Genomic DNA, 20,414 nt, shown 5'->3' on the forward strand with positions numbered 1-20,414 from the left:
CGTACGAGGTCGACTTGATCGTGTAGGGACCGGTTCCGGCGCTTCGCTTGCAGGCGCCGCCCACCTTCTCCTCCTGCTGCACGGATAAACATCCCATCGCTTCGGAATCACCCGCCACAGATCTCCTTCCGCGCCAGATTTTTTACATGCCGGGTTTCGATCCGCGTGAGCCCGAAACCTATTGGGGCTTATTTCGGCGCGAGAGCCGACTGACGGCAGTGAGGCGCCGCATGGCCATCGCCGTGAGCGACCCGGTGCGGTCGGAAGATGGCTTGCGCCTCGATTGGACGGTGAACGTGGACGGGGCCCCCACGCGCTATACCCTGCTGCGCTGGGACGACATCGTCCGCGCCCGCTTTCCGCGATCGAACTGGCGACGCCTTGTGGAGGTCCCCGCCCTATGGTGGCGCCTCTACCGCAGCGGATACGTTCGCAGGTTTCGGCGGGAAGCCAAGCGCTTTGCCCGCGTGATCATCGGCGTCCACCAGATCTATGCCGGCCTGATCGTCGCATCGGTGATCCTGGCGGCGTTGCCGTCTCTGCTCGGACCGTCAGGCTGGCGACCTTGGTTGATCGCGGCGATCCCGGTCCTCTCCTACGCCCTCCTCGCCGGCCTGATGGGCTTGACCCGGTCCAAACCGTTCTATGTCGCCCACCTCGTGGACGATGCCGCATTCACCCACGACCACGCCAGCGGTGCCGAGACGCGCATGCGCCGGCGTCTCGACGCCTTCGCCGATGAGATACGCACCGCTGAAGGCAGAGCAAGCGAGATCGTCGTCATCGGACATTCCTCATCGAGCTTTCTCGGCGTCGAGGCTCTCGACAGGGTCCTCACGCAGGATCCCGGCTTCGGGCAGCGTGGCACGCCGGTTTCCTTCGTCAGTATCGGCAGCGTGATCCCTTGGATCACCCTCGATGCACCGGCTGGCGAGATGCGCGCGGCCCTCGCGCGGGTGGCGGCATGCCGCGCCATCCGTTGGCTTGACGTGCGTGCGAAGTGGGACTGGCTTTCGGTCCACCAACGCGACGTCCTCAGCGCCTCCGACATGCCCTCCCCGCCTGCACATCGGCCGGTGGAGATCCATGTCCGCATCACCGACCTGATCGAGAAGAACATTATCGCCCGGCGCAAGTGGAATCTGTTCCGCATGCATTTCCAGTTGCTGATGTCGAGCCTGAACCCACAGGCATTCGATTACGTCGCCTTCGTCGCTGGTCCCGAGCCTATCCACAGCGCCATCGATCGCCTGCGTCTTCCAGGTGAGCCCGCCTCCGAGAAGGTCGTCTGACGCAGCGTTTCCGCCAGTCCGCATGGCCGGACGCCGCTTTGATGAGTTGCCAGCACGGGCGCTTACCCTCTAGAGCCGACCGGACTTGGTGAACCTCGCAAACCCATTCCGAGATCGGGAGGGGCGCGACAGATACCTGAGCGGTCGAGAGGGGTCGCATGTTCCGCAACGATGTTCCGATCACACCGGAGCTGGTACGCCAGCATGGCCTGACGCCGGACGAGTACGAGCGCTTCCGTGGCCTGATCGGACGCGATCCGACCCTGACCGAGCTCGGCATCGTCTCGGCCATGTGGAACGAGCACTGCTCCTACAAGTCCTCGCGCAAGCACCTGCGCGGCCTGCCGACCTCGGCGCCATGGGTGATCCAGGGACCCGGCGAGAATGCCGGTATCATCGATATCGGAGACGGACTGGCCTGCGTCTTCAAGATGGAGAGTCACAACCACCCGAGCTTCATCGAGCCCTATCAGGGCGCAGCGACAGGGGTTGGCGGCATCCTGCGCGACGTGTTCACCATGGGGGCGCGGCCGATCGCGGCGCTGAACGCCCTGCGCTTCGGCTCTCCGGACCATCCCCGCACGCGCCACCTCGTCTCCGGTGTGGTGGCCGGCATCGGCGGCTACGGCAATTCCTTCGGCGTCCCAACCGTGGGCGGCGCCGTCGGTTTCCACCCGCGCTATGACGGCAACATCCTCGTCAACGCCATGGCGGTGGGCCTCGCCCGCACCGACGCGATCTTTTATGCGGCGGCAACAGGCGTCGGGAACCCAATCGTCTATCTCGGCTCTAAGACCGGCCGCGACGGCATCCACGGCGCCAGCATGGCCTCGGCTGAGTTCGACGACGCCTCCGAATCGAAGCGTCCCACGGTGCAGGTCGGCGACCCCTTCGCCGAGAAGCTGCTGCTCGAAGCCTGCCTCGAACTGATGGCGACGGGAGCCGTCATCGCGATCCAGGACATGGGTGCGGCCGGCCTCACCTGCTCGGCCGTCGAGATGGGCGCCAAGGGCGATCTCGGCGTAGAGCTCCACATCGAGAAGGTGCCGGCCCGCGAAGAGAACATGAGCGCCTACGAGATGATGCTCTCGGAGAGCCAGGAGCGCATGCTCATGGTGCTCAAGCCCGGCATGGAAGCGGAAGCCGAGGCCATTTTCGTGAAATGGGGCCTCGATTTCGCGATCATCGGGCACACCACCGATACTCTGCGCTTCGTGGTGAAGCATGACGGCGTCACGATGGCCGACCTGCCGATCAAGGAACTCGGCGACGAAGCCCCGCTCTACGACCGGCCGCACATCGCCAACACGCACCAGCCGGTGATCGCGGCCGCCGACGTGCCTGCGCCGATCGGCAATGCCGAGGCCCTGAAGAAGCTGGTCGGCTCCCCCGACCTCTCTTCGAAGCGCTGGGTCTACGAGCAGTACGACCACTTCATCGGCGGCAACACCGTGCAGAAGCCCGGTGGCGACGCCGCCATCGTTCGCGTCGAGGACGGACCCAAGGGGCTAGCCCTGACCGCCGACGTGACTCCGCGCTATTGCGAGGCGGACCCGGTGCAAGGCGGCCGGCAGGCCGTGGCGGAAGCCTGGCGCAACATCACGGCGGTGGGCGCCAAGCCTCTCGCCATCACCGACAACCTGAATTTCGGCAACCCGGAGAAGCCCGAGGTGATGGGGCAGCTCGTCGGCTGCCTCAAGGGCATCGGCGAGGCCTGCCTCGCCCTCGACTTCCCCGTCGTCTCCGGCAACGTCTCGCTGTACAACGAAACCAACGGCGTCGGCATCCTGCCGACCCCGACTATTGGCGGCGTCGGCCTTCTCGACGATGTCACGAAACACGCCACCATCTCGCTGAAGCGTGACGGCGATATGCTCGTCCTCGTGGGCGCCACGGAAGGCTGGCTCGGCCAATCGGTCTATCTCTCGGTGGTTTCCGGGCGCGAGGATGGTGCGCCGCCGCCGGTCGATCTCGCGGCAGAGCGCCGCAACGGCGATTTCGTGCGCAGCCTCATCGTCTCGGGCCTCGTCGACACCGTGCACGACCTCTCCGATGGCGGACTTGCCGTGGCCCTCGCCGAAATGGCCATTGCCGGTGGTATCGGCGCGACCCTGCCGGATGCGCCCGCCGGTCTTCCCGCGCATGCCTATCTCTTTGGAGAGGACCAGGCCCGCTACCTCCTCAGCGTCGACCCGGAGAACGTGCCGGACCTTCTCTGCAGCGCGAACGCGCAGGGTATTCCGGCCTCCGTCATCGGCTTAGCTGGAGGGCAAGATTTGACCTTGCCCGCGGGCGAAACCATATCCGTCTCGGATCTGCGCGAGGCGCATGAAGGCTGGCTGCCGACCTACATGGCGACCCGGCCTGCCACGGTCTGAATGTCACTCGAAAGGGATTGAGTCCGATGCCGATGGATGCGCGCGATATCGAGGCCATGATCCGTGAAGCGCTGCCCGACGCCACGATCGAGATCAAAGACCTGGCCGGCGACGGCGACCATTATGCCGCCACAGTCATCTCCTCGGCCTTCAAGGGTAAGACTCGCGTAGCGCAACACCAACTCGTCTACGGTGCGCTTCAGGGGCGGATGGGGGGCGTCCTGCACGCCCTTGCGCTCACCACCGGTGTCCCGCAAGATTAGGGGCGATCAACAGGGCGTCCCCATGGACCAGCCGAGCCTGTACGACGACATCGTGAGCGGGACCGAGCAGCAAGCGTCGGCCTTGCGCGCCCTCTCGCGACGGTCCGACCTGTCCAATATGCTGGATTGGGAGAATATCGCCGAGGAGATGGTGAGCGTAGGGCGTTCGCAGGCCCAGGCCGGTGAAAACCTCCGCACTCAAAGCCCGGTGCATCTCTTAGAGCGGCTATCCGCGCCACGCACGCTCCCCGTAGAGCATTGGCGCAGGGAGGTTGAGACCTTCCAGATCGGTGCCCGCGGACGTTGCGAACCTTCCATGTCGCAGCGTATCGACTGGTTCAACGGCTGGACCGCAACCCAGGAACTAGCCAAGCCGGGACGGACCGCATACGGCGATACGCTGATCTCCAACTTGCCGTTTCAATGCTCCTTAGGCGTGGACGATCCCCTGGTCACCCCATTCGACATGGACGACGCGCTTTTGAGGATCGCCGAAACGACGATCTTGAAATCGCCGGAAAAACACTGACTTCAAGCACTAGTTCCCCGCCTCAGTCCTGGAAAGGATATTTGCATGACCGACGTCAACGCCGCCATCAAGACCGAGATCGATTCCCAGGACGTCGTCGTGTTCATGAAGGGCACGCCACAGTTTCCGATGTGCGGCTTCTCCGGCCAGGTCGTGCAGATCCTCAATTACCTCGAAGTGCCGTTCAAGGGCGTGAACGTTCTCGACGACATGGCGATCCGCGACGGGATCAAGGCCTTTTCGAATTGGCCCACCATTCCGCAGATCTACGTCAAGGGCGAGTTCGTGGGCGGTTGCGATATCACCCGCGAGATGTTCCAGTCGGGAGAATTGCAGCAGTTCCTCACCGAGAAGGGTGTGGCTGTAAAGGCGACTGCAGTCGCCTGAAGCGACCAAAGCTCAATCTTAAATGTCGATTAAGGGCGCGCGAGCGCCCTTTTTCGTGTCGCTCACAATTTATCGGTACAAGAGCGCAACAGCCGATTTTACATTGAACCTTAGGCAGGGGGCCTTGGGCTCGAGGATGAGGGGCGATTGGCTACCCATCCAAGGTCATCGCGGGCCACGTCAGAGGGTCATCGATTTATGTAGAGTATTAGATAAGGTACATAGAGGGTGATATTTTTTGGTTAAATCATAAATCTTCAGTATCAATGTGATTAAAAACGAGCAAATTTCAGTAATTATTGGTTTTTATTGGGTGAGCATCCATTTTTATTATTTGAAAATGAACCGATAATAAATCCTTCTATTTGATATTTTCTCAAAAATCTGAGATTTGTGCCCGCGACGATTAGCTGGGTTTCAGTTTCATGCGCCCATGGATGGGGTGAGGCGGCCGACGCTTACTATACTTTTGCAGGAGGTCCCATTCCAGATTGTATGAACCTGTAATCGAGTGTGTTGCCGCACTGCGGAAACTTCGTGGCGATGCAAAATGCAAATTAAGCGTAAACAATCGTCGCGGACGGGAACTTGTTGCCGGAATCCACATTGTCGGTTTATACGCACACAACGACCCATGCGAAGTTCGCACGGCTCAAGGTCCGGTGACCGCAATGCCAGTGTTTGAAGCAAAGAATCTGGATTCAGAATTCGAGGGACAGGCTCTCCTCGCGGCCATTCTGTTCCCCACCCAGGAAGCGCAGGATCGGGCACTGACCCATGGCCGCAACCGCGCTGCACGCGGGTGCGCTATGGCTGATCCCCTCACTATTGAAGCGCGGTATCCGCATTCCCTGCGTGATCCAGAGATCGAAGTACAGCTGTCCTGATTCCGCGCATACTCGATATTGTCCGTCGGCTCACCAAGTTTGGCTGGTGATCAGGCCCTGTTTCGTTACAACCGCCCAGCTCCGCCCGCGTCTCTCGACTGAATCGACCTTGCCGACGCCTGGGATCGTGTCCCCTGGACCGACCTCCACGAGGCGATGACGACGATCCTCGATGACGGCCACACCGTTATAGACCTCGCGCACAGCCCATCCATCGATGACAGCCGGTGTCGAAGCTTTTGCTTTGTCGGGAAGGGATCCGGTCTCCGTTGGCTCAGGCTGCTGAGGCTTGGCGGCTTGCGTCGCCGCCACAGGAGCGGCCGGAGCGGGCGCCGCCGCTCGCTTGTCCAATTGCGACGTCAGAGCAGCGATTTTTGCCGTCTGGTCTCGCTCTGTTTGATCCTGCCGGTCGGCGAGGCTCGTGACTTTTGAAACGATAGCCTGTTCGGCCTTGCCGATCCGGTCGTTGAGGGCGGCGGACCGATTCTTCGCTTCGCTGCGGACAGACTCGGTAGCATCCTGCACCTGCGCGAGAACCTTTCCTAGCTTCTCGATTTCGGTCTGTAGACGGGCGACATCCGCCTGGCGGATTTCCAGACGGGATTGGATCTGCGCCAGCTGCTCCGAGGATGGATCGGATTTCGGCGAAACGAGGCTCATCGCTCCTGCGCCCACAGCGAGCCCGATCACGAGGGCCGCCGCCGCCACTCCGCCAAGAAGCGGGGAAATCGATGGCAGTCGCCGACGCTTCTCCGGCATCGGCGCGGGCTTCACCTTGGCGCCGCTAACGGCTTGTTTTAAAAGCGCTTCCGGCGACCGATCGGACTCCGCCGCCCCGATGACCTTATCCGCCATGTCTCAAGCTTCCCTTTTGACCGTGTCACCAACGATTAAGGACGTTTGTTTACCGAAAGGTTACCGTATGGCGGAGGGGAACCGGTATCGATCGTTCGCGGCCGAAAGGGTATAGCGAATTGTTCCGACGGAGCCTTGGGGAACGACACGCATGGTGAGGGCGACACTGGTCGGCAGCTTGGCTGTCTGCGTACTCACGACCCTGACGTCTCTCGCTTTTGCGCTTGAGCCGATGAGGCCGCAACTGCAGCAGGCAGCAAAGCCTTGTCCCAGGCACGGCTCGGGGTTCATTCGCATTCCCGGCTCGGAAACCTGCATCCGCATTGGCGGACGGGCAACGACGGGGCTCGACCTGCGCTCCCGCGAAGGCGACACCGCCTCCCGATCGATCGCCGGCGGCCGCCTCGCCGTCGATACCCGCACGGAGACAGGTTATGGTCCGGTTCGGACCTATGTGCGGATCGACGCGGGACAGCGTTGAAACGCTGTCAAAGGTTGCGCGACAGCACCAGGGGCTGGCTCCGACCCGCCGGTCCCTTGCCATAGGGAGACGGCGGCTGAGAGGGGCGTCCATACACGGTGGCCGTTCTCGAGCGGTTCATGTCGTCGGCCAGGGACTTGACCAGGCTTTCGGAGACCGTGCGTGCCGTTGCCAGCACGATCTGACTGGTTTCCACCACCTGGGCAAATCGCCGGTGCGCGGTTTTAAGCTCTTCGATGGATTCCGGGGCGAACCGTGCCAACGCGATGGCATTGGCTTTTGCCACTTCCAGGCTCTGCATGTAGGACGCCCCCAGGGCAGTCTTCCGCTCGGTCTGCGATAGGCCCTGGCGCAGACGCCCGACGCGAACGTGGCCTCCCTCCTCCGAGAGGATGTCCTCCAGCGCCTGCATGGTTTGCATGATGTGCGCGATCAGCGCATCTGCGCCGGCCTTGTCCGCGATGCGAAGAGATTTGGTCTCAGTTGCGGCTTGCATTTCCAGCCTCCTGCATCTTGATCATCTCGCGGTAGACCTGATCGGCGATGCCGACCCCCCCGCTCTTCGCCATTTGACCCGCATATTCCTTGGTCAGCATCGAGCGGTAAACCGCTCCGCCGGTGCCGTTGTCGCCGAGGGGGCCATCAGTGCCCTCCGAGGTGGCGAGCCGCTCCAGGGTCTGCTCCAGGAACATCGTCTCGAATTCGTTGGACGCCTTGCGAGCCTTGATCTCCGCCGGTGTCTTGCCCGTGACCGCCGCTGCAAGTTTGCTATTTGCGGACGTCGACGCCGCCTTTGTCGTCTCGTCTTTGAGGCCATTACCGACCGACTTGGCGATATCGCCGACGATAGCCCGGCCGACCCCGATGGCGGCTTTGGCGGCGAGGGGTGCGAACAGCATGGTCATCGCCTCTTGGGTTGGAGGAGGAAGAGAGGGAAGTGCATCACATCACCTCGATATCGGCCTGGAGGGCGCCGGCGGCTTTGATGGCCTGGAGGATCGAGATCAGGTCGCGTGGGCCGACCCCCAGCGCGTTCAGGCCATCCACCAACTCACGCAGGGTGACACCTTCCTTGACCATGGCGAGCTTGTTGCCCTCGCCTGTATCGACCTTGACGCCGGTGCGCGGCACCACGGTAGTCGTGCCGTTGGAGAGTGGCGCAGGCTGGCTGACTTGCGGCTGCTCGGTGATGGTGACGGTCAGATTCCCCTGAGCAATGGCGACGGTGGATACGCGCACGTCGCGGCCCATGACGATGATGCCCGAGCGCTCGTCGACGACCACCCGCGCCGTCTGATCGGGCTCGATCTTCAGCTGCTCGATCTCGGTGACGAGGCGGATCATGTTGCCGTTGTACTTCGCCGGGATCTGCAGGGTGACGGTGGCCGGGTCGGTGGGTTCGGCGGTGTCGGCGCCCATGAAGTCGTTGATCGCGGCGGCGATCCGCTTCGAGGTGGTGAAGTCCGGGTTGCGCAGGGACAGGCGCAGGGAGCGCATGTCGTTCATCTTGAACGCCGTCTCCCGCTCGATCATCGCTCCGTTGGGCACGCGCCCGTTGGTGGGCACCCCGCGCGTGATCTTGGCGGCATCGCCCTCGGCCGAGAAGCCCGCAATGGCGACCGATCCCTGGGCCAGGGCGTAGACCTCGCCATCGGCGCCGAGGAGCGGCGTCACCAGCAGGGTGCCGCCCTGGAGGGATTTGGCGTCGCCCAGGGACGAGACCGTGATGTCGATCCGGTTTCCCTGTGTGGCGAAGGGCGGCAGGCTCGCCGTCACCATCACGGCCGCGAGGTTCTGGGTGCGCATGGTGGCCCCCCTCGTGTTGACCCCGAGCCGCTCGAGCATCGCCTGGAGGGACTGCCGGGTGAAGGGGATGTTGTTGAGGGTATCGCCGGTGCCGTTGAGGCCGACGACGATACCGTAGCCCACCAGCTGGTTCTGCCGCACGCCTTCGATGCTCGCGAGATCCTTCACCCGGGACAGGGCGAAAGCCTGGCCGCTCAAGCCGAAGACCAGCGCCAGCAGCGCCGCGCCGCAGGTGAGGAGTGCCGATTGGAAGGTCCGGGCGGTCGCGATTGGCATGATGCGCTTTGCTGGTCGGCGGGGCATGTCGTGGACGTTGGACATGCCGGATGGTCTGCCAGGACCATGCCAACCGGCCATGTCGGTCAAGCATCTGACAAAAAACGCTTATTTTTCGAGCTGGCGTTTCCCGTACTCGGGTTGAGAACCGCTTTCCCTGCCGACCCGGCAGCTTCTGCCCGGTCGTTTACGGATGGTTAACCATCGAGGGCGGATTCTGCTGGGCGAAACGATCGTCGTGCCGATGCGCGAAGCGACGCCCTGATTTTCGGAGACGGCTCATGCGCGTCGATAACCGCCTCGTCTCCCACGCCTCGGCCTCTGCCTCGCCCGCCCTGCGTAAGACGGATGCGTCCTCTTCCTTCCTGCTTGGCGGTGACGCAGCCGCCACCACCTCTTCGGCCACCACCGCACCCACCACCTCCCTGGCGGGGCTCGACGCGATCCTGACCCTGCAGGGTCAGGGCGAGCAGCCCGGCGAGCGCCGCCGTCGCTTCGCCAAGCGTGGCCACGACCTGCTCGACGGTCTCGACCGGCTGAAGGCTTCCCTGGTGATGGGAAGGGTTTCGACGCGTGAACTCCAAGCCATCGCGAGCCGACTCTCGGAGCGTGCCGGGTCCAGCGGCGATCCGCGCCTCGACGGGCTCATCGCCGATATCGAGCTGCGCGCAGCGGTGGAACTCGCCAAGCTCTCGGCCGCTCAAGCCACCTGACGGGGCCTGCCGTCAGAAGCGAAAGCCTTCTGGCGCTTCAGGTTTCCATCATCTCGCGGATGCGCCCGGCCAGGATCTCCACCGGAAACGGCTTGGTGATCATCTGCATGCCCGGATCGAGCTGGCCGTTGCCGAAGATGGCGTTCTCGGCATAGCCGGTAATGAACAGCACCTTCAGATTGGGGCGGGTTTCGCGGGCCTGATCGGCCAGCTGGCGACCGTTGAGGCCGGGAAGGCCGACATCGGTTACGAGCAGGTCCACACGCTCCTGGGTGAGCAGGATCTTCAGGCCGGACAGGCCGTCCGGGGCCGAGATCGCGCGGTAGCCAAGGTCTTCCAGCACATCGACGATGAGGTCGCGCACCACCCCCTCGTCTTCGACCACGAGGACCGTCTCCCCCGCACCGAGACGGGCCGCCTCCGTGATGGTGTCCGCCGTGCCTGGCTCCGGGACCGCTTCGACGGAGCGGGGCAGGTAGAGCTTCACCGCCGTACCGTGCCCGACCTGCGAGTCGATCTTGGCATGGCCGTCCGACTGCCGGGCGAAGCCGTAGATCATCGACAGGCCGAGGCCGGTCCCCTGCCCCAGGGGCTTCGTGGTGAAGAACGGGTCGAAGGCCCGGGCGATGACGTCGGCCGGCATGCCGGTGCCGGTATCCGATACGACGATGCGGACATACGCGCCCGGCTCCACCCCCGGATGCAGTCGGGCATAGGCGCGGTCGAGTTCGGAATTGCTGGTTTCGATGCGCAGACGGCCGCCATCCGGCATGGCATCGCGGGCATTGATGGCGAGGTTGAGGATCGCGTTCTCGAGCTGGTGGGGATCGCACAGGGTCGCCCACAGCCCCTCCCCCATGACGATGTCGAGGGAGATCGTCTCGCCGATCGTCCGGCGCAGAAGGTCTTCGAGGGATGCGATCAGGGCGTTGGCGTCGACCAGCTTCGGATCGAGCGGCTGGCGCCTGGCGAAGGCGAGGAGCCGGTGGGTCAGCGCGGCGGCCCGGTTGGCGGAGGACATCGCCGCCTTGGCGTAGCGTTCGATATTGTCCATCCGGCCCTGCGACAGGCGGGTCTGCATCAGGTCGAGGGAGCCGACGATCCCGGTGAGCAAGTTGTTGAAATCGTGGGCGATCCCGCCGGTGAGCTGGCCCACGGCCTCCATCTTCTGGGCCTGACGCAAGGCGTCCTCGGCGAGTGCGAGGGCGGCCGCCTGCTCGCGCTCGGCCGTGGTGTTGCGGCCGCTGGCATAGACCCGTCCGTCCTCGAACGCGCCCGTCCAGGCGAACCAGCGGTAGCTGCCGTCGGCGTGGCGCAGCCGGAACTCGAAGGGGTCGGTGAGCGGTTCGGCGACGATGGCCGAGAAGGTCGCGCAGACGGCGTCGCGGTCGTCGGGATGGGCGAGATCCGCAAAGGACCGGCCGGCGAGATCGTCGGATGTCCAGCCGAGAAGGGTCGTCCAGGCGGTGTTGATCGCCGCGATCCGGCTGTCCGCTTCCGTGACCATCAGCAGATCCTGCGACAGGCGCCAGGCCCGATCGCGCTCCTGGGTCCGCTCCTGGACTTCCTGGGTCCGGGCCTGGACCTGCTGTTCCAGCGTCTCGTTCAGGCGTCTCAGCGCATCTTCGGCGAGCGCGCGGTCGGTGACGTCGTGCCCCTCGGCGAAGATGCCGGTGACGCTGCCGTCGGCCTCCGTGATCGGCTGATAGACGAGGTTGAGGATGCGCTGTTCGAGGCCGCCATCTTGTCCGGCCTGGATCGTCACCGGCATGTTCCGGCCGATGAAGGGCCTGCCCGTCGCGTAGACCTCGTCGAGAAGCTCGAAGAAGCCTTGTCCCTCGACCTCCGGCAACGCCTCGCGGACGCCGATCCCGATGATGTCGCGATGCCCGACGAGCTGGAGATAGGCCTCGTTGGTGTACTCGAACACGTGCGAGAGTCCGCTCAGGACGCACATGAAGCCGGGTGCGTCCTGGAACAGGGTGCGCATGCGGTCGCGCTCCGCCGTCCTCTGCCGGACTTCCGAGAGGAGGGCCTCGTTGGCCTGCCTCAGGGCTTCGGCCGCCTCCTGACGCATGCGAACGGCTTCGGCGAGGACAGCGTTGCGCTCGCGCTCGGCCTCATAGGCCGAGACGCTGGCGAGGCTCGACGAGATCTGTCCGGCCAAGAGTTTGAGAAAGCTCAGGTAATCGGCATCGATGGGCCGGTGCGGGTTCAGCCCCACCGTGACGATGCCCAGCGGCGCGCTTCCACCCTGTCCGACCAGGGGCAGGCTCACCGCCTGCGCGGGTGGCCTCGACCAGTCGCCGGTCGGCCAGTTCTGGGAAGGATCGAGATCGACGATCGTCTCGTGTCCCGTGCCGTCGAGCAAGCCCACGAGGGGGCCGGCGGGATCGATGACCTCCGGCAGGGCGGCATGGTCCGCCGACATCCCGGTGGCGGCGGCGAGACGGGCGAGGCTGCCCCCGTCGTAGAGATGGATGGCACTGAAGGGCAGATCGCGACGGGCCTCGCCGAGGCTGGCCTCCACCGCCCGCAGGACGTCGGAGCGGCTTTCCGCCCGAGCGAGACTCTCGCCGAGGAGACGCAGGATTCCGAGGCGCCGTTCGCTGATGACGCGGTTCGTCTCTTCGCTGACCGCGCAGAACAGGCCACCCACCGTTCCGTCGTCGGCGAGGACCGGGCTGTAGGAAAAAGTGTGATAGGTTTCCTCGGGATAGCCGTTGCGCTCAAGGAGCAGCAGCAGCCCGCGATCCCAGGTCGCCTCGCCGTCCTCGTAGACGCTGCGGATGCGCGCCTCGATGTCGTCCCAGATCTCGGCCCAGAGGATCTTGGTGGGTTTCGCGAGGGATTCCGGGTGCTTGAGGCCGAGCGTCGGGCGATAGGCGTCGTTGTAGAAGAACGCGATCTCCGGCCCCCAGCCGAGCCACATCTCGAACCGCGAGGTCAGGAGGATGCGCAGGGCGACCTTCAGCGCCTCGGGCCAGCGTTCCGGCGGCCCAAGGGGGGTCTGGGACCAGTCCTTGGCCCGCATCAGGGCCGCCATCTCGCTCGAGCCGACGAAGATGTCCGAATGTCCGGCGATGGGCTTCGGCAAGGTTCGGCTTTCCGGCACTCTCAGGGCCTCGGTTTCGCGCGGCGGGCGAGATCACGCGGCCGGTCCGGGGACCGACGTGAAACGACCCTATAGGTTACGGCGCACCGGCCGCAAACCGGCCTCTCCCAATCGTCCGATGGTATTCGCGAAGGGGGCGGGCCACCGCCATCCGACGGGTTTTCGACCGCCATGCGACGGGGCTTCGCACCGCCATCCGGCCTGGTTTCCGCCCGAACGCCAAGCGCGGCGCGTTCGTCTCGGGGTGTCGCCTGGCGGATGCACCCGTTGCGTGTTTGTCGCAGGGGGCACGCAACACCGAATCCGAGGGGGGTAGGACCAACGGGTGCGTTGTAGTGTCGGGCGCCCTCAAGTATAGGCACGCGAAACATCGCCGCGTACCGGCTGTGACGGACTTGCGAAGGGGCGAGGATGGCGACAGTCAAGATCGACGACGGTTACGTGCCGTCCGAGGACGAGCCGTTCATGAACGAGCGGCAACGTGAGTATTTCCGCCGTAAGCTGGTGGGATGGAAAGCCGACATTCTGCGCGAAGCGCAGGATACGCTCGTGGCACTTCAGACCGAAAACGAGAATCATCCGGATCTGGCCGACCGGGCCTCGTCGGAGACCGACCGGGCCATCGAGTTGCGGGCCCGCGACCGCCAGCGCAAGCTCACCGGCAAGATCGACGCGGCATTGGCCCGGATCGAGGACAGGAGCTACGGATATTGCGAGGAGACCGGCGAGCCGATCTCACTGAAGCGCCTCGACGCCCGTCCCATCGCAACCTTGTCGCTGGAGGCGCAGGAGCGCCACGAGCGGCGCGAGCGCGTCTATCGCGACGAGTAGCGTCGATGGTGTGGCCCATCGAACGGACCTGTCGCGACCGCCGGTGGTCGTGACAGGTTTCGGCGGTCGCCCCTGAAGTTCTAGATCCTGAATACCTCGCCGAGCATTCAACAGAAGCTTGGCCTTAAACGATAATTGCTCGCCCGGAACCTTCGTCCTGTTGTCACGATTACTGATACGACGTCGCGTCGATCAAGGATCCCGACATGGACAATGAAGTTCTGATCCTCGTGCTTGCCCTCGCAACCTTCGCGCTCGTCGTCGGGGTGGCGTTGTGGCAGCGCGCCCGCGTCGCCAAGCTGAAGAACGACCCCGAACGCTCGGCCTTCGTCGACAATCACGGAACCGCACCGCGCCCCAACCGGCCCGGTACCGAGCATTGACCGGGACGGTCCCTCTGGGCTGGTCGACGGGATTTATTCACGCACCGTCGTCGATCTTGCGGGCCGCGCGCGTTCCCTAGCTCGGAAGGCACCGGGTCCACGCCTCTCTTCGACGGCCGTTCCTCTATCCAAGACGGTTCGACCTGAGGCGTGGCGCGCTTCCTCTCATTCCAAGAGAGGGGACCCGTGCTGCCCGCGAGATATGTGACTATCGTAGCCCGACATGTGCAGGTTCCACGACGCAGAACCCAAGACCGTCCGGGCGAACTGGCTCAGCCTCAGAACGGCAGCAGGATGTCGACGAGCTGCTGGCCGTAGCGGGGCTGCTGCACGTCGGTGATCTGGCCGCGGCCGCCATAGGCGATGCGGGCCTGGGCGATCTTGGAGGAATCGATCGTGTTGTCGGATTCGATATCCTCCGGCCGCACCACGCCGGCGACGATGAGTTCGCGCACCTCGAAGTTGATGCGGATTTCCTGCTTGCCCTCCACCACGAGGTTCCCGTTGGGCAGGACCTGATTGACGATGGCGGCGATGTTGGTCGTCACCGTCTCGTTGCGCTGGACCGAGCCCGAACCATCGCTCGACGAGGTCGACGTCCCGGCGAGGAGCTTGTCCGGGCTGATCCCGGCGGCGGCCACGGCGGCGCTGCTCTCCAGGCCGAACGCGTTGGGGAGCCCCATGCCTTCCGCGTTGGAGCGGGAGCGCTTCGTCTCGTTGTTCAGGTTGGCCCTGTCGGTGACGTTGACCTTGATCGTCACGAGGTCGCCGATCCGGGCGGCGCGCTGATCCTTGAAGAAGGCGCGCGATCCCGTCCGCCACAGCGAATTGGGTGCGTAGGAGACGGGCTGCACGTCCGGCATGGGCAGGCGCACCGGGCGGTAGCCCGGCTGCGAGGTCGGATCCTCGATGGAGGAGAGCGCCGGGGTGGCGCCGACCTGCGACAGCCGGTCCACCGTGTTGCAGGCGCCCAGGGCCGAGCAGGCCAGCAGGATCGCCGCGAGGGAGAGCGGCGTCTTGATGAGGGGCATGGAACGGACGGTCATGGAGCGATTGGTCATGGGAGCCAGCTTTTCTCGTGAGGATCGGGGCGGTGTCAGCGGCCGGCGTCGAACGCCGCACTGGCCTGGCGGCCGATGCTGGCGGAGGAGCTGACCGAGACGCGGCCGGGGCCGATCACGGTGGCGGCGAGGGTCTTCTTGGAAACGGGATTGGTGACGGTGATCGCCGCGCCCAGACGTCCGTTCTCGTTGGCCTGTCCGCGCAGGGAGAGGTTGAGGCCGGGCGAATCGAACACGATGGTCACGGCCTCGCCGCGCTGGACGAGATCCGCCGGAGCGATGTCACCGGAGCGGAGGATGGAGCCGGCGCTCAGGCTGCGCTGGGCGATCTGACCGACGGCGACCACCGACCCGGCCTGGGCATCCGGGGGCGTCGCCTCGCGGGGGCGGCGCTCGACGGCGACGTCGCCGGCCGTCACGGTGTCGCCGCGGTTGAGCGTGCGGGAGAGGATCTGGACCTCGCGGATTTCCTGCACCAACCCGGCGACGCGCAGGGAGGCCTGGCGCTCGCCCAGGGTGATGAGGGCGGCGACCCGCTTCAGGCGCGGATCGTAGGTGACGTCGAGGGCCGCCGCCTGCCCGTCGAGGTCGAGGGGCGCCAGCAGGACGGTGTTCTCGCCGTCGAGGCGGAGGGCGAGGTTGCGTGGGTCGAGGCCGTAGGCCGTCTCCAGCACGCGCTTGATGGCCGCCTCGATCTCCGTGGGGCCGACACGCCGGGCGGCACGCTGCACCGAGACCTGGTTCCGGCCGCCGGTCTCGATCTCGCCGAGGCCGAGGGGGGCCACCGCATCGGCGATGCGGCGGGCCTGGATCGTCCCCGACGCGCCTAGCGCCGGGGCGCGGAACAGCGGGCGCCGCGCCAGATCCGCCGGCGCCCCTTCCACCAGATCGCCCAGCGTCAGGATATCGCCGCGCGCGGTGACGTCGCCGCGCAGGCGCAGCCGCTGGCCGGGCTCCTCGGCGAGAACCTGGACCGTCATGAAGCCGAGGGCCGCGAGCGCGAGGAACGTGCGCACGACGATGCCGGGCGTGAGCGTGCCGACGCGGCGCGGCTGGGCGGTGGGGATCTGTCTCAGGGCGAACATGGCGCGACGCTTTCGGAGGCGGGCTGAAACGGAGAGGCGAAGCGGGAACGTCAGGCCGGACGAACCGTCAGGCGCGGAACATCTGCGAGGTCGTGGAGAGCATCTGGTCGGCCGCCGTGACGACCTTCGAATTCATCTCGTAGGCACGCTGCGCCGCGATCAGCGACGAGATCTCGGTGACGGCGTTGACGTTCGCCTCTTCGAGATAGCTCTGCTGCAGGTTGCCGAAGCCCTCCGAGCCCGGCAGGCCGTTGATGGCGGGGCCGGAGGCGGCGGTCTCGACGAACAGGTTGTCGCCGATGGATTCGAGGCCGACCTTGTTCACGAAGCGGGCGAGCTGGAACTGGCCGAGATTCTGCGGCGCGGTCTGCCCCGGCACCGTCGCCTGGATCGAGCCCTGCGCGCTGATCGTGACGCTGGTGGCGTTGTTGGGCACCGTGATGCCCGGATCCACGAGGTAGCCGTCGCGGGTGACGAGCTGGCCCTGGGCCGAGAGGTCGAACGAGCCGTCGCGGCTATAGGCGGTGCGGCCGTCGGGCATGGTCACCCGGAACAGGCCCTCGCCGCGGATGGCGACGTCGTATTCCTTCTCCGTCGAGGCGAGCGGCCCCTGCGACATCGTCCGCGCGGTGGAGGTCGTCTTCACGCCCGACCCGAGGGCGAGGCCGGCGGGAAGCTGCGTGTTCTGGTCCGAGGTGGACGAGCCGGCCCGGCGCAGGTTCTGGTAGAGCAGGTCCTGGAAATGGGCCGTCTGCCGCTTGTAGCCGGTGGTGCGCAGGTTCGCGATGTTGTTCGAGATGACCTGGACGTTGAGTTCCTGGGCCGCCATGCCCGTGGCGGCTGCGTAGAGGGCGCGCATCGCCTGGGTTCCTTACGCGACGTCGGCGAGGCGGCGGATCGCCGTGCCCCGCAACTCGTCCAGGCGCGAGATCACGCCCGAGACCATGGTGTAGGTGCGGTTCACGTCCATCAGCCGGGTCATCTCGATGACCGGCTTGACGTTGGAGCGTTCGAGGGCACCCGATTCGAGGCGGCCGTTGATGCCGGCGGCCACCGGAGCCGCCGCCGACCCGTAGAGGTTGGCGCCCTCGTTGGTGAGCGCCTGCGGGTTGGCGAAGGTCACCATCCGCACGCGTCCGCGGATGCCGAGATTGGTGGAGACCGTGCCGTCCGGCCCGATGGAGAGGCCGGTCTCCTGGGCGTTGATCTGGATCGGGCCGCCCTCGCCCTGCACGGCGTAGCCGTCGCTGGTGACGAGATTGCCCTGGGGGTCGGTCTCGAACGCGCCGTTGCGGGTGTAGCGGTCGCCGTTCGGGGTGCGGACCACGAGGAAGGCCTCGCCGCGCACCGCGACGTGGAGCGGATTGCCGGTCTGCTCGATCGGTCCCTGGGCGAGGTCGAGGGCCGTGCCCTGGTCGATGACGTAGGAAACGCGCCGGTCGGGCCGATGGAACGAGTCGGCGCTCGCCACCGGCATCAGGTATTCCTGGAACCGCGAGCTTCGGCCCTTGAAGCCCGTGGTGGAGACGTTCGCCATGTTGTTGGCGATCACGTCGAGCTCACGCTGCAGGGCGACCTGACTGGAGACTCCGACAAACAGCGCGTTCTGCATGGATCGAATAAGCCTTGGGCTGCGGCGACGTTAAGGTTACCCGCACGGCCCGTGCCATCTCCAAAAAATCTGAAAAGATTAGTGAAACCAATATGTTGTGGCGAAGAGAGGCCGGTCGCACCGTCCTCCCGCCGCATCCCCGCGGCAAGAACCACCCGGCAGGTTTTGCCGCCTTAACGAGACGTTAACCGTAACCTTGGATACATCCCTCCACGGGGTCGCGGGGGCTCAGCGCCGGTCGCACCCTGGGACAAGATTCGATGGGGGCGATCCATGGCCAAGAAGCCCAAGACGGCCCCCGCCGCGGACGGGGAGGACGCCGGAGGCGAAGCCCCTAAAGGCGGGAAGAAGAAGATCATCATGATCGGCGCGGCGGTGCTGGTGCTGGCCGGCGGCGGCGGGTTCTTCATGATGAAGAAGAAGGGCGGCGACGATCACGCCGCCGTGGAGGTGAAGAAGCCCCTGGTCTTCCTCGAAGTGCGCGAGATGGTGGTCAACCTCGCCAACGAGCCCGGCCAGGACAAGCCGCGCACGGCCAAGGTGAAGGTCTCCCTCGAACTCAAGGACGCCAAGGTGGAGGGCGAGGTGAAGCCGCTGATGCCGCGCATCGAGGACACCTTCCAGGTCTACATGCGCGAGTTGCGCCCGAGCGACCTCGCCGGCTCGGCCGGATTGTACCGGCTCCGCGAGGAACTGCTCCGCCGGGTCAACGTCGCGATCCATCCGGCACGGGCCGAGGCCGTGCTCTTCAAGGACGTGATCGTCCAGTAACCCCCATCGGTGTCGAGACGGTCATGGCAGGTCCCGAAGACGAGGTCGAAGAGGACGATTGGGCAGCCGCCCTGATCGCGCAGAACGCCGAAGGCGGCGAGACCTCGCTGGCCGACGAGTGGGGCGCGGCGCTGGCCGAGCAGGGCACGAGCACGCATGCGAGCGACGTCGCCGCCGAATGGGCGACGATGATCGAGGACGGGGAGACCGACAATCTCCCCGAACTCGCCGGCAACGACCGCATCCTCAACCAGGACGAGATCGACGGCGTCCTCGGCTTCTCCTTGCGCGAATTGTCGGCCTCGGGTGCCGGCGGTGTCCGCGCCATCGTGGATTCGGGCGTCGTCCAGTACGAACGCCTGCCGATGCTGGAAATCGTCTTCGACCGGATGATCCGGTTGTTGTCGACGAGCCTGCGCAACTTCTTCCAGGACAACGTCGAGGTCACCCTCGACAACATCACCTCGGTCCGCTTCGGCGATTATCTCAATGCCATTCCGCTGCCGACCCTGCTCGGGGTGTTCCGGGCCGATGCCTGGGAGAATTCCGGCCTCGTCACGGTGGAATCGAACCTCGCCTACTCCACCCTCGACCTGCTGCTCGGCGGCAAGCGCGGCGGCTCGGCGACCCGGCTCGACGGGCGTCCGTTCACGACCATCGAGATGCAGCTGGTGCGGCGCCTCGTGGAGATCATCCTCAGCGATCTCGAACTCTCGTTCCAGCCGCTCTCCCCGGTGCGCTTCGGCATCGACCGGATCGAGACCAACCCGCGCTTCGCCACGATCACCCGGCCGGCCAACGCCGCCATCCTGATCACCCTGAAGCTCGACATGGACGGCCGCGGCGGCCAGCTCCAGATCCTGTTTCCCTACGCCACCATCGAGCCGATCCGTGAACTGCTCATGCAGAGCTTCATGGGCGAGAAGCTCGGCCGCGACCACACCTGGGAAAGCCACCTCGCCACCGAGATCTGGCAGGCCGACGCCACCATGGAGGCGGTCCTCCACGAGATGATGCTGCCTCTGAAGAAGGTGCTGTCCCTGAAGGTCGGCGACACGCTGATGTTCGACACCAAGCCCACCGACCTCGTCAACGTCCGCTGCGGCGACTGGGCCCTGACGCAGGGGCGCATCGGCCGTGTCGACGACAACATCTCGGTGCAACTCACGCGGCCGCTCCGGCGCTCGCGCACCACGTTCCAGGCCTTCGAGGCCTCCATGAACAACCGCAACGACGGGTGACCCGCGCATGAGCCTCCTCGTCACTCTCGCCGCCGACGTCCTCGTCGCCATCCTCCTCGTGGCCAGCATCGTCTCGTCCGTGCGCCTCAGCCGGCGCATCACCCGGATGAAGGCCGACGAGGCGGCCCTGCGCCAGACCATCGGCGATCTCGTGGTGGCGAGCTCCACCGCCGAGCGGGCGATCATCGGCCTGCGCGCCACCCTCGACGAGTGCGACCGGACCCTGGCCGACCGCCTCGGCACGGCGGAGCGCTACGCCGCCGACCTGTCCGCCCACGTCCAGGCCGGCGAGACCGTGATCGCCCGCATCTCCGCCATCGTCTCCCATTCGCAGCCCTCGCGGGTGGCCGTGGTGCCCCCCGTCGAGATCCGCCCCTCCGAGATCCGCGCCGCGCCGGTGGAGGCCGGGGACACGAAGGCCGCGCCGTCGAGCCCCAACGGTGAGCGC

22 protein-coding genes are annotated in these 20,414 nt (G+C 65.5%); 13 read left to right on the plus strand and 9 right to left on the minus strand.

Going from position 1 to position 20,414, the window contains the following annotated elements:
- The first annotated feature begins 230 nt into the window (after window positions 1–230).
- The 6 genes from FV220_RS00745 to FV220_RS25915 all read left to right on the plus strand — a co-directional run bounded on the left by FV220_RS00745 (window position 231) and on the right by FV220_RS25915 (window position 5,736).
- The gene (locus tag FV220_RS00745; protein WP_238253859.1) at window positions 231–1,292 is read left to right on the plus strand and encodes a hydrolase; all 1,062 of its coding nucleotides are present in this window, start codon (window positions 231–233) and stop codon (window positions 1,290–1,292) included.
- Between the two features lie 158 nt (window positions 1,293–1,450).
- Complete coding sequence (purL, locus tag FV220_RS00750) at window positions 1,451–3,670, plus strand: phosphoribosylformylglycinamidine synthase subunit PurL (protein WP_147829036.1); 2,220 nt, start codon at window positions 1,451–1,453, stop codon at window positions 3,668–3,670.
- Window positions 3,671–3,696: 26 nt separating this feature from the next.
- Window positions 3,697–3,933 carry a BolA family transcriptional regulator gene (locus FV220_RS00755; protein ID WP_018042619.1) on the plus strand — a complete coding sequence of 79 codons (237 nt, stop codon included), beginning with the start codon at window positions 3,697–3,699 and terminating at the stop codon, window positions 3,931–3,933.
- Window positions 3,934–3,955: 22 nt separating this feature from the next.
- Window positions 3,956–4,462, plus strand: a complete 507-nt coding sequence (locus FV220_RS00760; RefSeq protein ID WP_147829038.1) for a DUF29 family protein — start codon at window positions 3,956–3,958, stop codon at window positions 4,460–4,462.
- A gap of 45 nt (window positions 4,463–4,507) precedes the next feature.
- Complete coding sequence (grxD, locus tag FV220_RS00765) at window positions 4,508–4,849, plus strand: Grx4 family monothiol glutaredoxin (protein ID WP_018042617.1); 342 nt, start codon at window positions 4,508–4,510, stop codon at window positions 4,847–4,849.
- A gap of 491 nt (window positions 4,850–5,340) precedes the next feature.
- Window positions 5,341–5,736: a hypothetical protein gene (locus FV220_RS25915; protein ID WP_246689347.1), complete on the plus strand. Its 396-nt coding sequence runs from the start codon at window positions 5,341–5,343 to the stop codon at window positions 5,734–5,736.
- Window positions 5,737–5,766: 30 nt separating this feature from the next.
- On the opposite strand, the gene FV220_RS00775 is transcribed toward FV220_RS25915, so the two are convergent.
- Window positions 5,767–6,591: a hypothetical protein gene (locus tag FV220_RS00775; RefSeq protein WP_147829040.1), complete on the minus strand. Its 825-nt coding sequence runs from the start codon at window positions 6,589–6,591 to the stop codon at window positions 5,767–5,769.
- A 232-nt stretch (window positions 6,592–6,823) separates the two neighbouring features.
- Here FV220_RS00775 and FV220_RS00780 point away from each other — a divergent pair, with 232 nt between their 5' ends.
- Window positions 6,824–7,072 (plus strand): porin, encoded by a 249-nt coding sequence (locus tag FV220_RS00780; RefSeq protein WP_244474491.1) that lies wholly within the window; start codon window positions 6,824–6,826, stop codon window positions 7,070–7,072.
- A 7-nt stretch (window positions 7,073–7,079) separates the two neighbouring features.
- On the opposite strand, the gene FV220_RS00785 is transcribed toward FV220_RS00780, so the two are convergent.
- The 3 genes from FV220_RS00785 to FV220_RS00795 are packed head-to-tail and all read right to left on the minus strand — an operon-like array spanning window position 7,080 to window position 9,154.
- Window positions 7,080–7,568, minus strand: coding sequence for a hypothetical protein (locus FV220_RS00785; protein ID WP_018042613.1), 489 nt, complete (start codon window positions 7,566–7,568; stop codon window positions 7,080–7,082).
- Window positions 7,552–7,971 carry a rod-binding protein gene (locus FV220_RS00790; protein WP_147829058.1) on the minus strand — a complete coding sequence of 140 codons (420 nt, stop codon included), beginning with the start codon at window positions 7,969–7,971 and terminating at the stop codon, window positions 7,552–7,554. Before FV220_RS00790 ends, FV220_RS00785 begins: the two co-directional genes overlap by 17 nt.
- A gap of 43 nt (window positions 7,972–8,014) precedes the next feature.
- A complete protein-coding gene (locus FV220_RS00795; protein ID WP_026175720.1) occupies window positions 8,015–9,154 on the minus strand; it encodes a flagellar basal body P-ring protein FlgI in 1,140 nt (379 codons plus the stop codon).
- Window positions 9,155–9,435: 281 nt separating this feature from the next.
- Between FV220_RS00795 and FV220_RS00800 the strand changes: the two genes are divergently transcribed.
- The gene (locus tag FV220_RS00800; protein WP_056144193.1) at window positions 9,436–9,867 is read left to right on the plus strand and encodes a flagellar assembly protein FliX; all 432 of its coding nucleotides are present in this window, start codon (window positions 9,436–9,438) and stop codon (window positions 9,865–9,867) included.
- Between the two features lie 37 nt (window positions 9,868–9,904).
- Here the strand turns inward: FV220_RS00800 and FV220_RS00805 are convergent, their stop codons facing one another.
- On the minus strand, window positions 9,905–12,913 hold the full coding sequence (locus FV220_RS00805; protein ID WP_147829062.1) for a PAS domain-containing protein: 3,009 nt from the start codon (window positions 12,911–12,913) through the stop codon (window positions 9,905–9,907).
- Window positions 12,914–13,393: 480 nt separating this feature from the next.
- Here FV220_RS00805 and dksA point away from each other — a divergent pair, with 480 nt between their 5' ends.
- Both dksA and FV220_RS25315 read left to right on the plus strand, forming a co-directional pair.
- Entirely contained in the window at window positions 13,394–13,813 is a 420-nt protein-coding gene (gene dksA / locus FV220_RS00810; RefSeq protein WP_018042608.1) for an RNA polymerase-binding protein DksA, read from the plus strand.
- Between the two features lie 206 nt (window positions 13,814–14,019).
- Window positions 14,020–14,196: a hypothetical protein gene (locus tag FV220_RS25315; RefSeq protein ID WP_187273287.1), complete on the plus strand. Its 177-nt coding sequence runs from the start codon at window positions 14,020–14,022 to the stop codon at window positions 14,194–14,196.
- 278 nt (window positions 14,197–14,474) lie between these two features.
- Here the strand turns inward: FV220_RS25315 and flgH are convergent, their stop codons facing one another.
- The 4 genes from flgH to flgF form a co-directional block, all read right to left on the minus strand.
- Entirely contained in the window at window positions 14,475–15,227 is a 753-nt protein-coding gene (flgH, locus tag FV220_RS00815) for a flagellar basal body L-ring protein FlgH (RefSeq protein ID WP_056144728.1), read from the minus strand.
- A 65-nt stretch (window positions 15,228–15,292) separates the two neighbouring features.
- Complete coding sequence (flgA, locus tag FV220_RS00820; protein ID WP_056257957.1) at window positions 15,293–16,342, minus strand: flagellar basal body P-ring formation chaperone FlgA; 1,050 nt, start codon at window positions 16,340–16,342, stop codon at window positions 15,293–15,295.
- 67 nt (window positions 16,343–16,409) lie between these two features.
- The gene (flgG, locus tag FV220_RS00825; RefSeq protein ID WP_018042604.1) at window positions 16,410–17,201 is read right to left on the minus strand and encodes a flagellar basal-body rod protein FlgG; all 792 of its coding nucleotides are present in this window, start codon (window positions 17,199–17,201) and stop codon (window positions 16,410–16,412) included.
- A 12-nt stretch (window positions 17,202–17,213) separates the two neighbouring features.
- Window positions 17,214–17,954, minus strand: a complete 741-nt coding sequence (flgF, locus tag FV220_RS00830) for a flagellar basal-body rod protein FlgF (RefSeq protein WP_018042603.1) — start codon at window positions 17,952–17,954, stop codon at window positions 17,214–17,216.
- A 273-nt stretch (window positions 17,955–18,227) separates the two neighbouring features.
- Between flgF and fliL the strand changes: the two genes are divergently transcribed.
- The 3 genes from fliL to FV220_RS00845 form a co-directional block, all read left to right on the plus strand.
- The gene (fliL, locus tag FV220_RS00835; RefSeq protein WP_056144178.1) at window positions 18,228–18,725 is read left to right on the plus strand and encodes a flagellar basal body-associated protein FliL; all 498 of its coding nucleotides are present in this window, start codon (window positions 18,228–18,230) and stop codon (window positions 18,723–18,725) included.
- Window positions 18,726–18,748: 23 nt separating this feature from the next.
- On the plus strand, window positions 18,749–19,966 hold the full coding sequence (gene fliM / locus FV220_RS00840) for a flagellar motor switch protein FliM (protein WP_018042601.1): 1,218 nt from the start codon (window positions 18,749–18,751) through the stop codon (window positions 19,964–19,966).
- Between the two features lie 7 nt (window positions 19,967–19,973).
- Window positions 19,974–20,414: DUF6468 domain-containing protein (locus tag FV220_RS00845; RefSeq protein WP_246689348.1), on the plus strand; the 441-nt coding region annotated here is incomplete at its 3' end.

Source organism: Methylobacterium sp. WL19 (assembly GCF_008040005.1).
Taxonomy (GTDB): domain Bacteria; phylum Pseudomonadota; class Alphaproteobacteria; order Rhizobiales; family Beijerinckiaceae; genus Methylobacterium; species Methylobacterium bullatum.

Coding starts and splice junctions, on each gene's coding strand:
- flgF (WP_018042603.1), bottom strand. CDS start 17,954: ATGCAGAACGCGCTGTTTGTCGGAGTCTCCAGTCAGGTCGCCCTGCAG.
- FV220_RS00785 (WP_018042613.1), bottom strand. CDS start 7,568: ATGCAAGCCGCAACTGAGACCAAATCTCTTCGCATCGCGGACAAGGCC.
- FV220_RS00800 (WP_056144193.1), top strand. CDS start 9,436: ATGCGCGTCGATAACCGCCTCGTCTCCCACGCCTCGGCCTCTGCCTCG.
- FV220_RS00760 (WP_147829038.1), top strand. CDS start 3,956: ATGGACCAGCCGAGCCTGTACGACGACATCGTGAGCGGGACCGAGCAG.
- flgG (WP_018042604.1), bottom strand. CDS start 17,201: ATGCGCGCCCTCTACGCAGCCGCCACGGGCATGGCGGCCCAGGAACTC.
- FV220_RS00780 (WP_244474491.1), top strand. CDS start 6,824: ATGAGGCCGCAACTGCAGCAGGCAGCAAAGCCTTGTCCCAGGCACGGC.
- purL (WP_147829036.1), top strand. CDS start 1,451: ATGTTCCGCAACGATGTTCCGATCACACCGGAGCTGGTACGCCAGCAT.
- FV220_RS00775 (WP_147829040.1), bottom strand. CDS start 6,591: ATGGCGGATAAGGTCATCGGGGCGGCGGAGTCCGATCGGTCGCCGGAA.
- FV220_RS00790 (WP_147829058.1), bottom strand. CDS start 7,971: ATGCTGTTCGCACCCCTCGCCGCCAAAGCCGCCATCGGGGTCGGCCGG.
- flgH (WP_056144728.1), bottom strand. CDS start 15,227: ATGCCCCTCATCAAGACGCCGCTCTCCCTCGCGGCGATCCTGCTGGCC.
- fliL (WP_056144178.1), top strand. CDS start 18,228: ATGGCCAAGAAGCCCAAGACGGCCCCCGCCGCGGACGGGGAGGACGCC.
- dksA (WP_018042608.1), top strand. CDS start 13,394: ATGGCGACAGTCAAGATCGACGACGGTTACGTGCCGTCCGAGGACGAG.
- FV220_RS25315 (WP_187273287.1), top strand. CDS start 14,020: ATGGACAATGAAGTTCTGATCCTCGTGCTTGCCCTCGCAACCTTCGCG.
- flgA (WP_056257957.1), bottom strand. CDS start 16,342: ATGTTCGCCCTGAGACAGATCCCCACCGCCCAGCCGCGCCGCGTCGGC.
- FV220_RS00805 (WP_147829062.1), bottom strand. CDS start 12,913: ATGGCGGCCCTGATGCGGGCCAAGGACTGGTCCCAGACCCCCCTTGGG.
- fliM (WP_018042601.1), top strand. CDS start 18,749: ATGGCAGGTCCCGAAGACGAGGTCGAAGAGGACGATTGGGCAGCCGCC.
- FV220_RS00795 (WP_026175720.1), bottom strand. CDS start 9,154: ATGCCAATCGCGACCGCCCGGACCTTCCAATCGGCACTCCTCACCTGC.
- grxD (WP_018042617.1), top strand. CDS start 4,508: ATGACCGACGTCAACGCCGCCATCAAGACCGAGATCGATTCCCAGGAC.
- FV220_RS00745 (WP_238253859.1), top strand. CDS start 231: ATGGCCATCGCCGTGAGCGACCCGGTGCGGTCGGAAGATGGCTTGCGC.
- FV220_RS00755 (WP_018042619.1), top strand. CDS start 3,697: ATGCCGATGGATGCGCGCGATATCGAGGCCATGATCCGTGAAGCGCTG.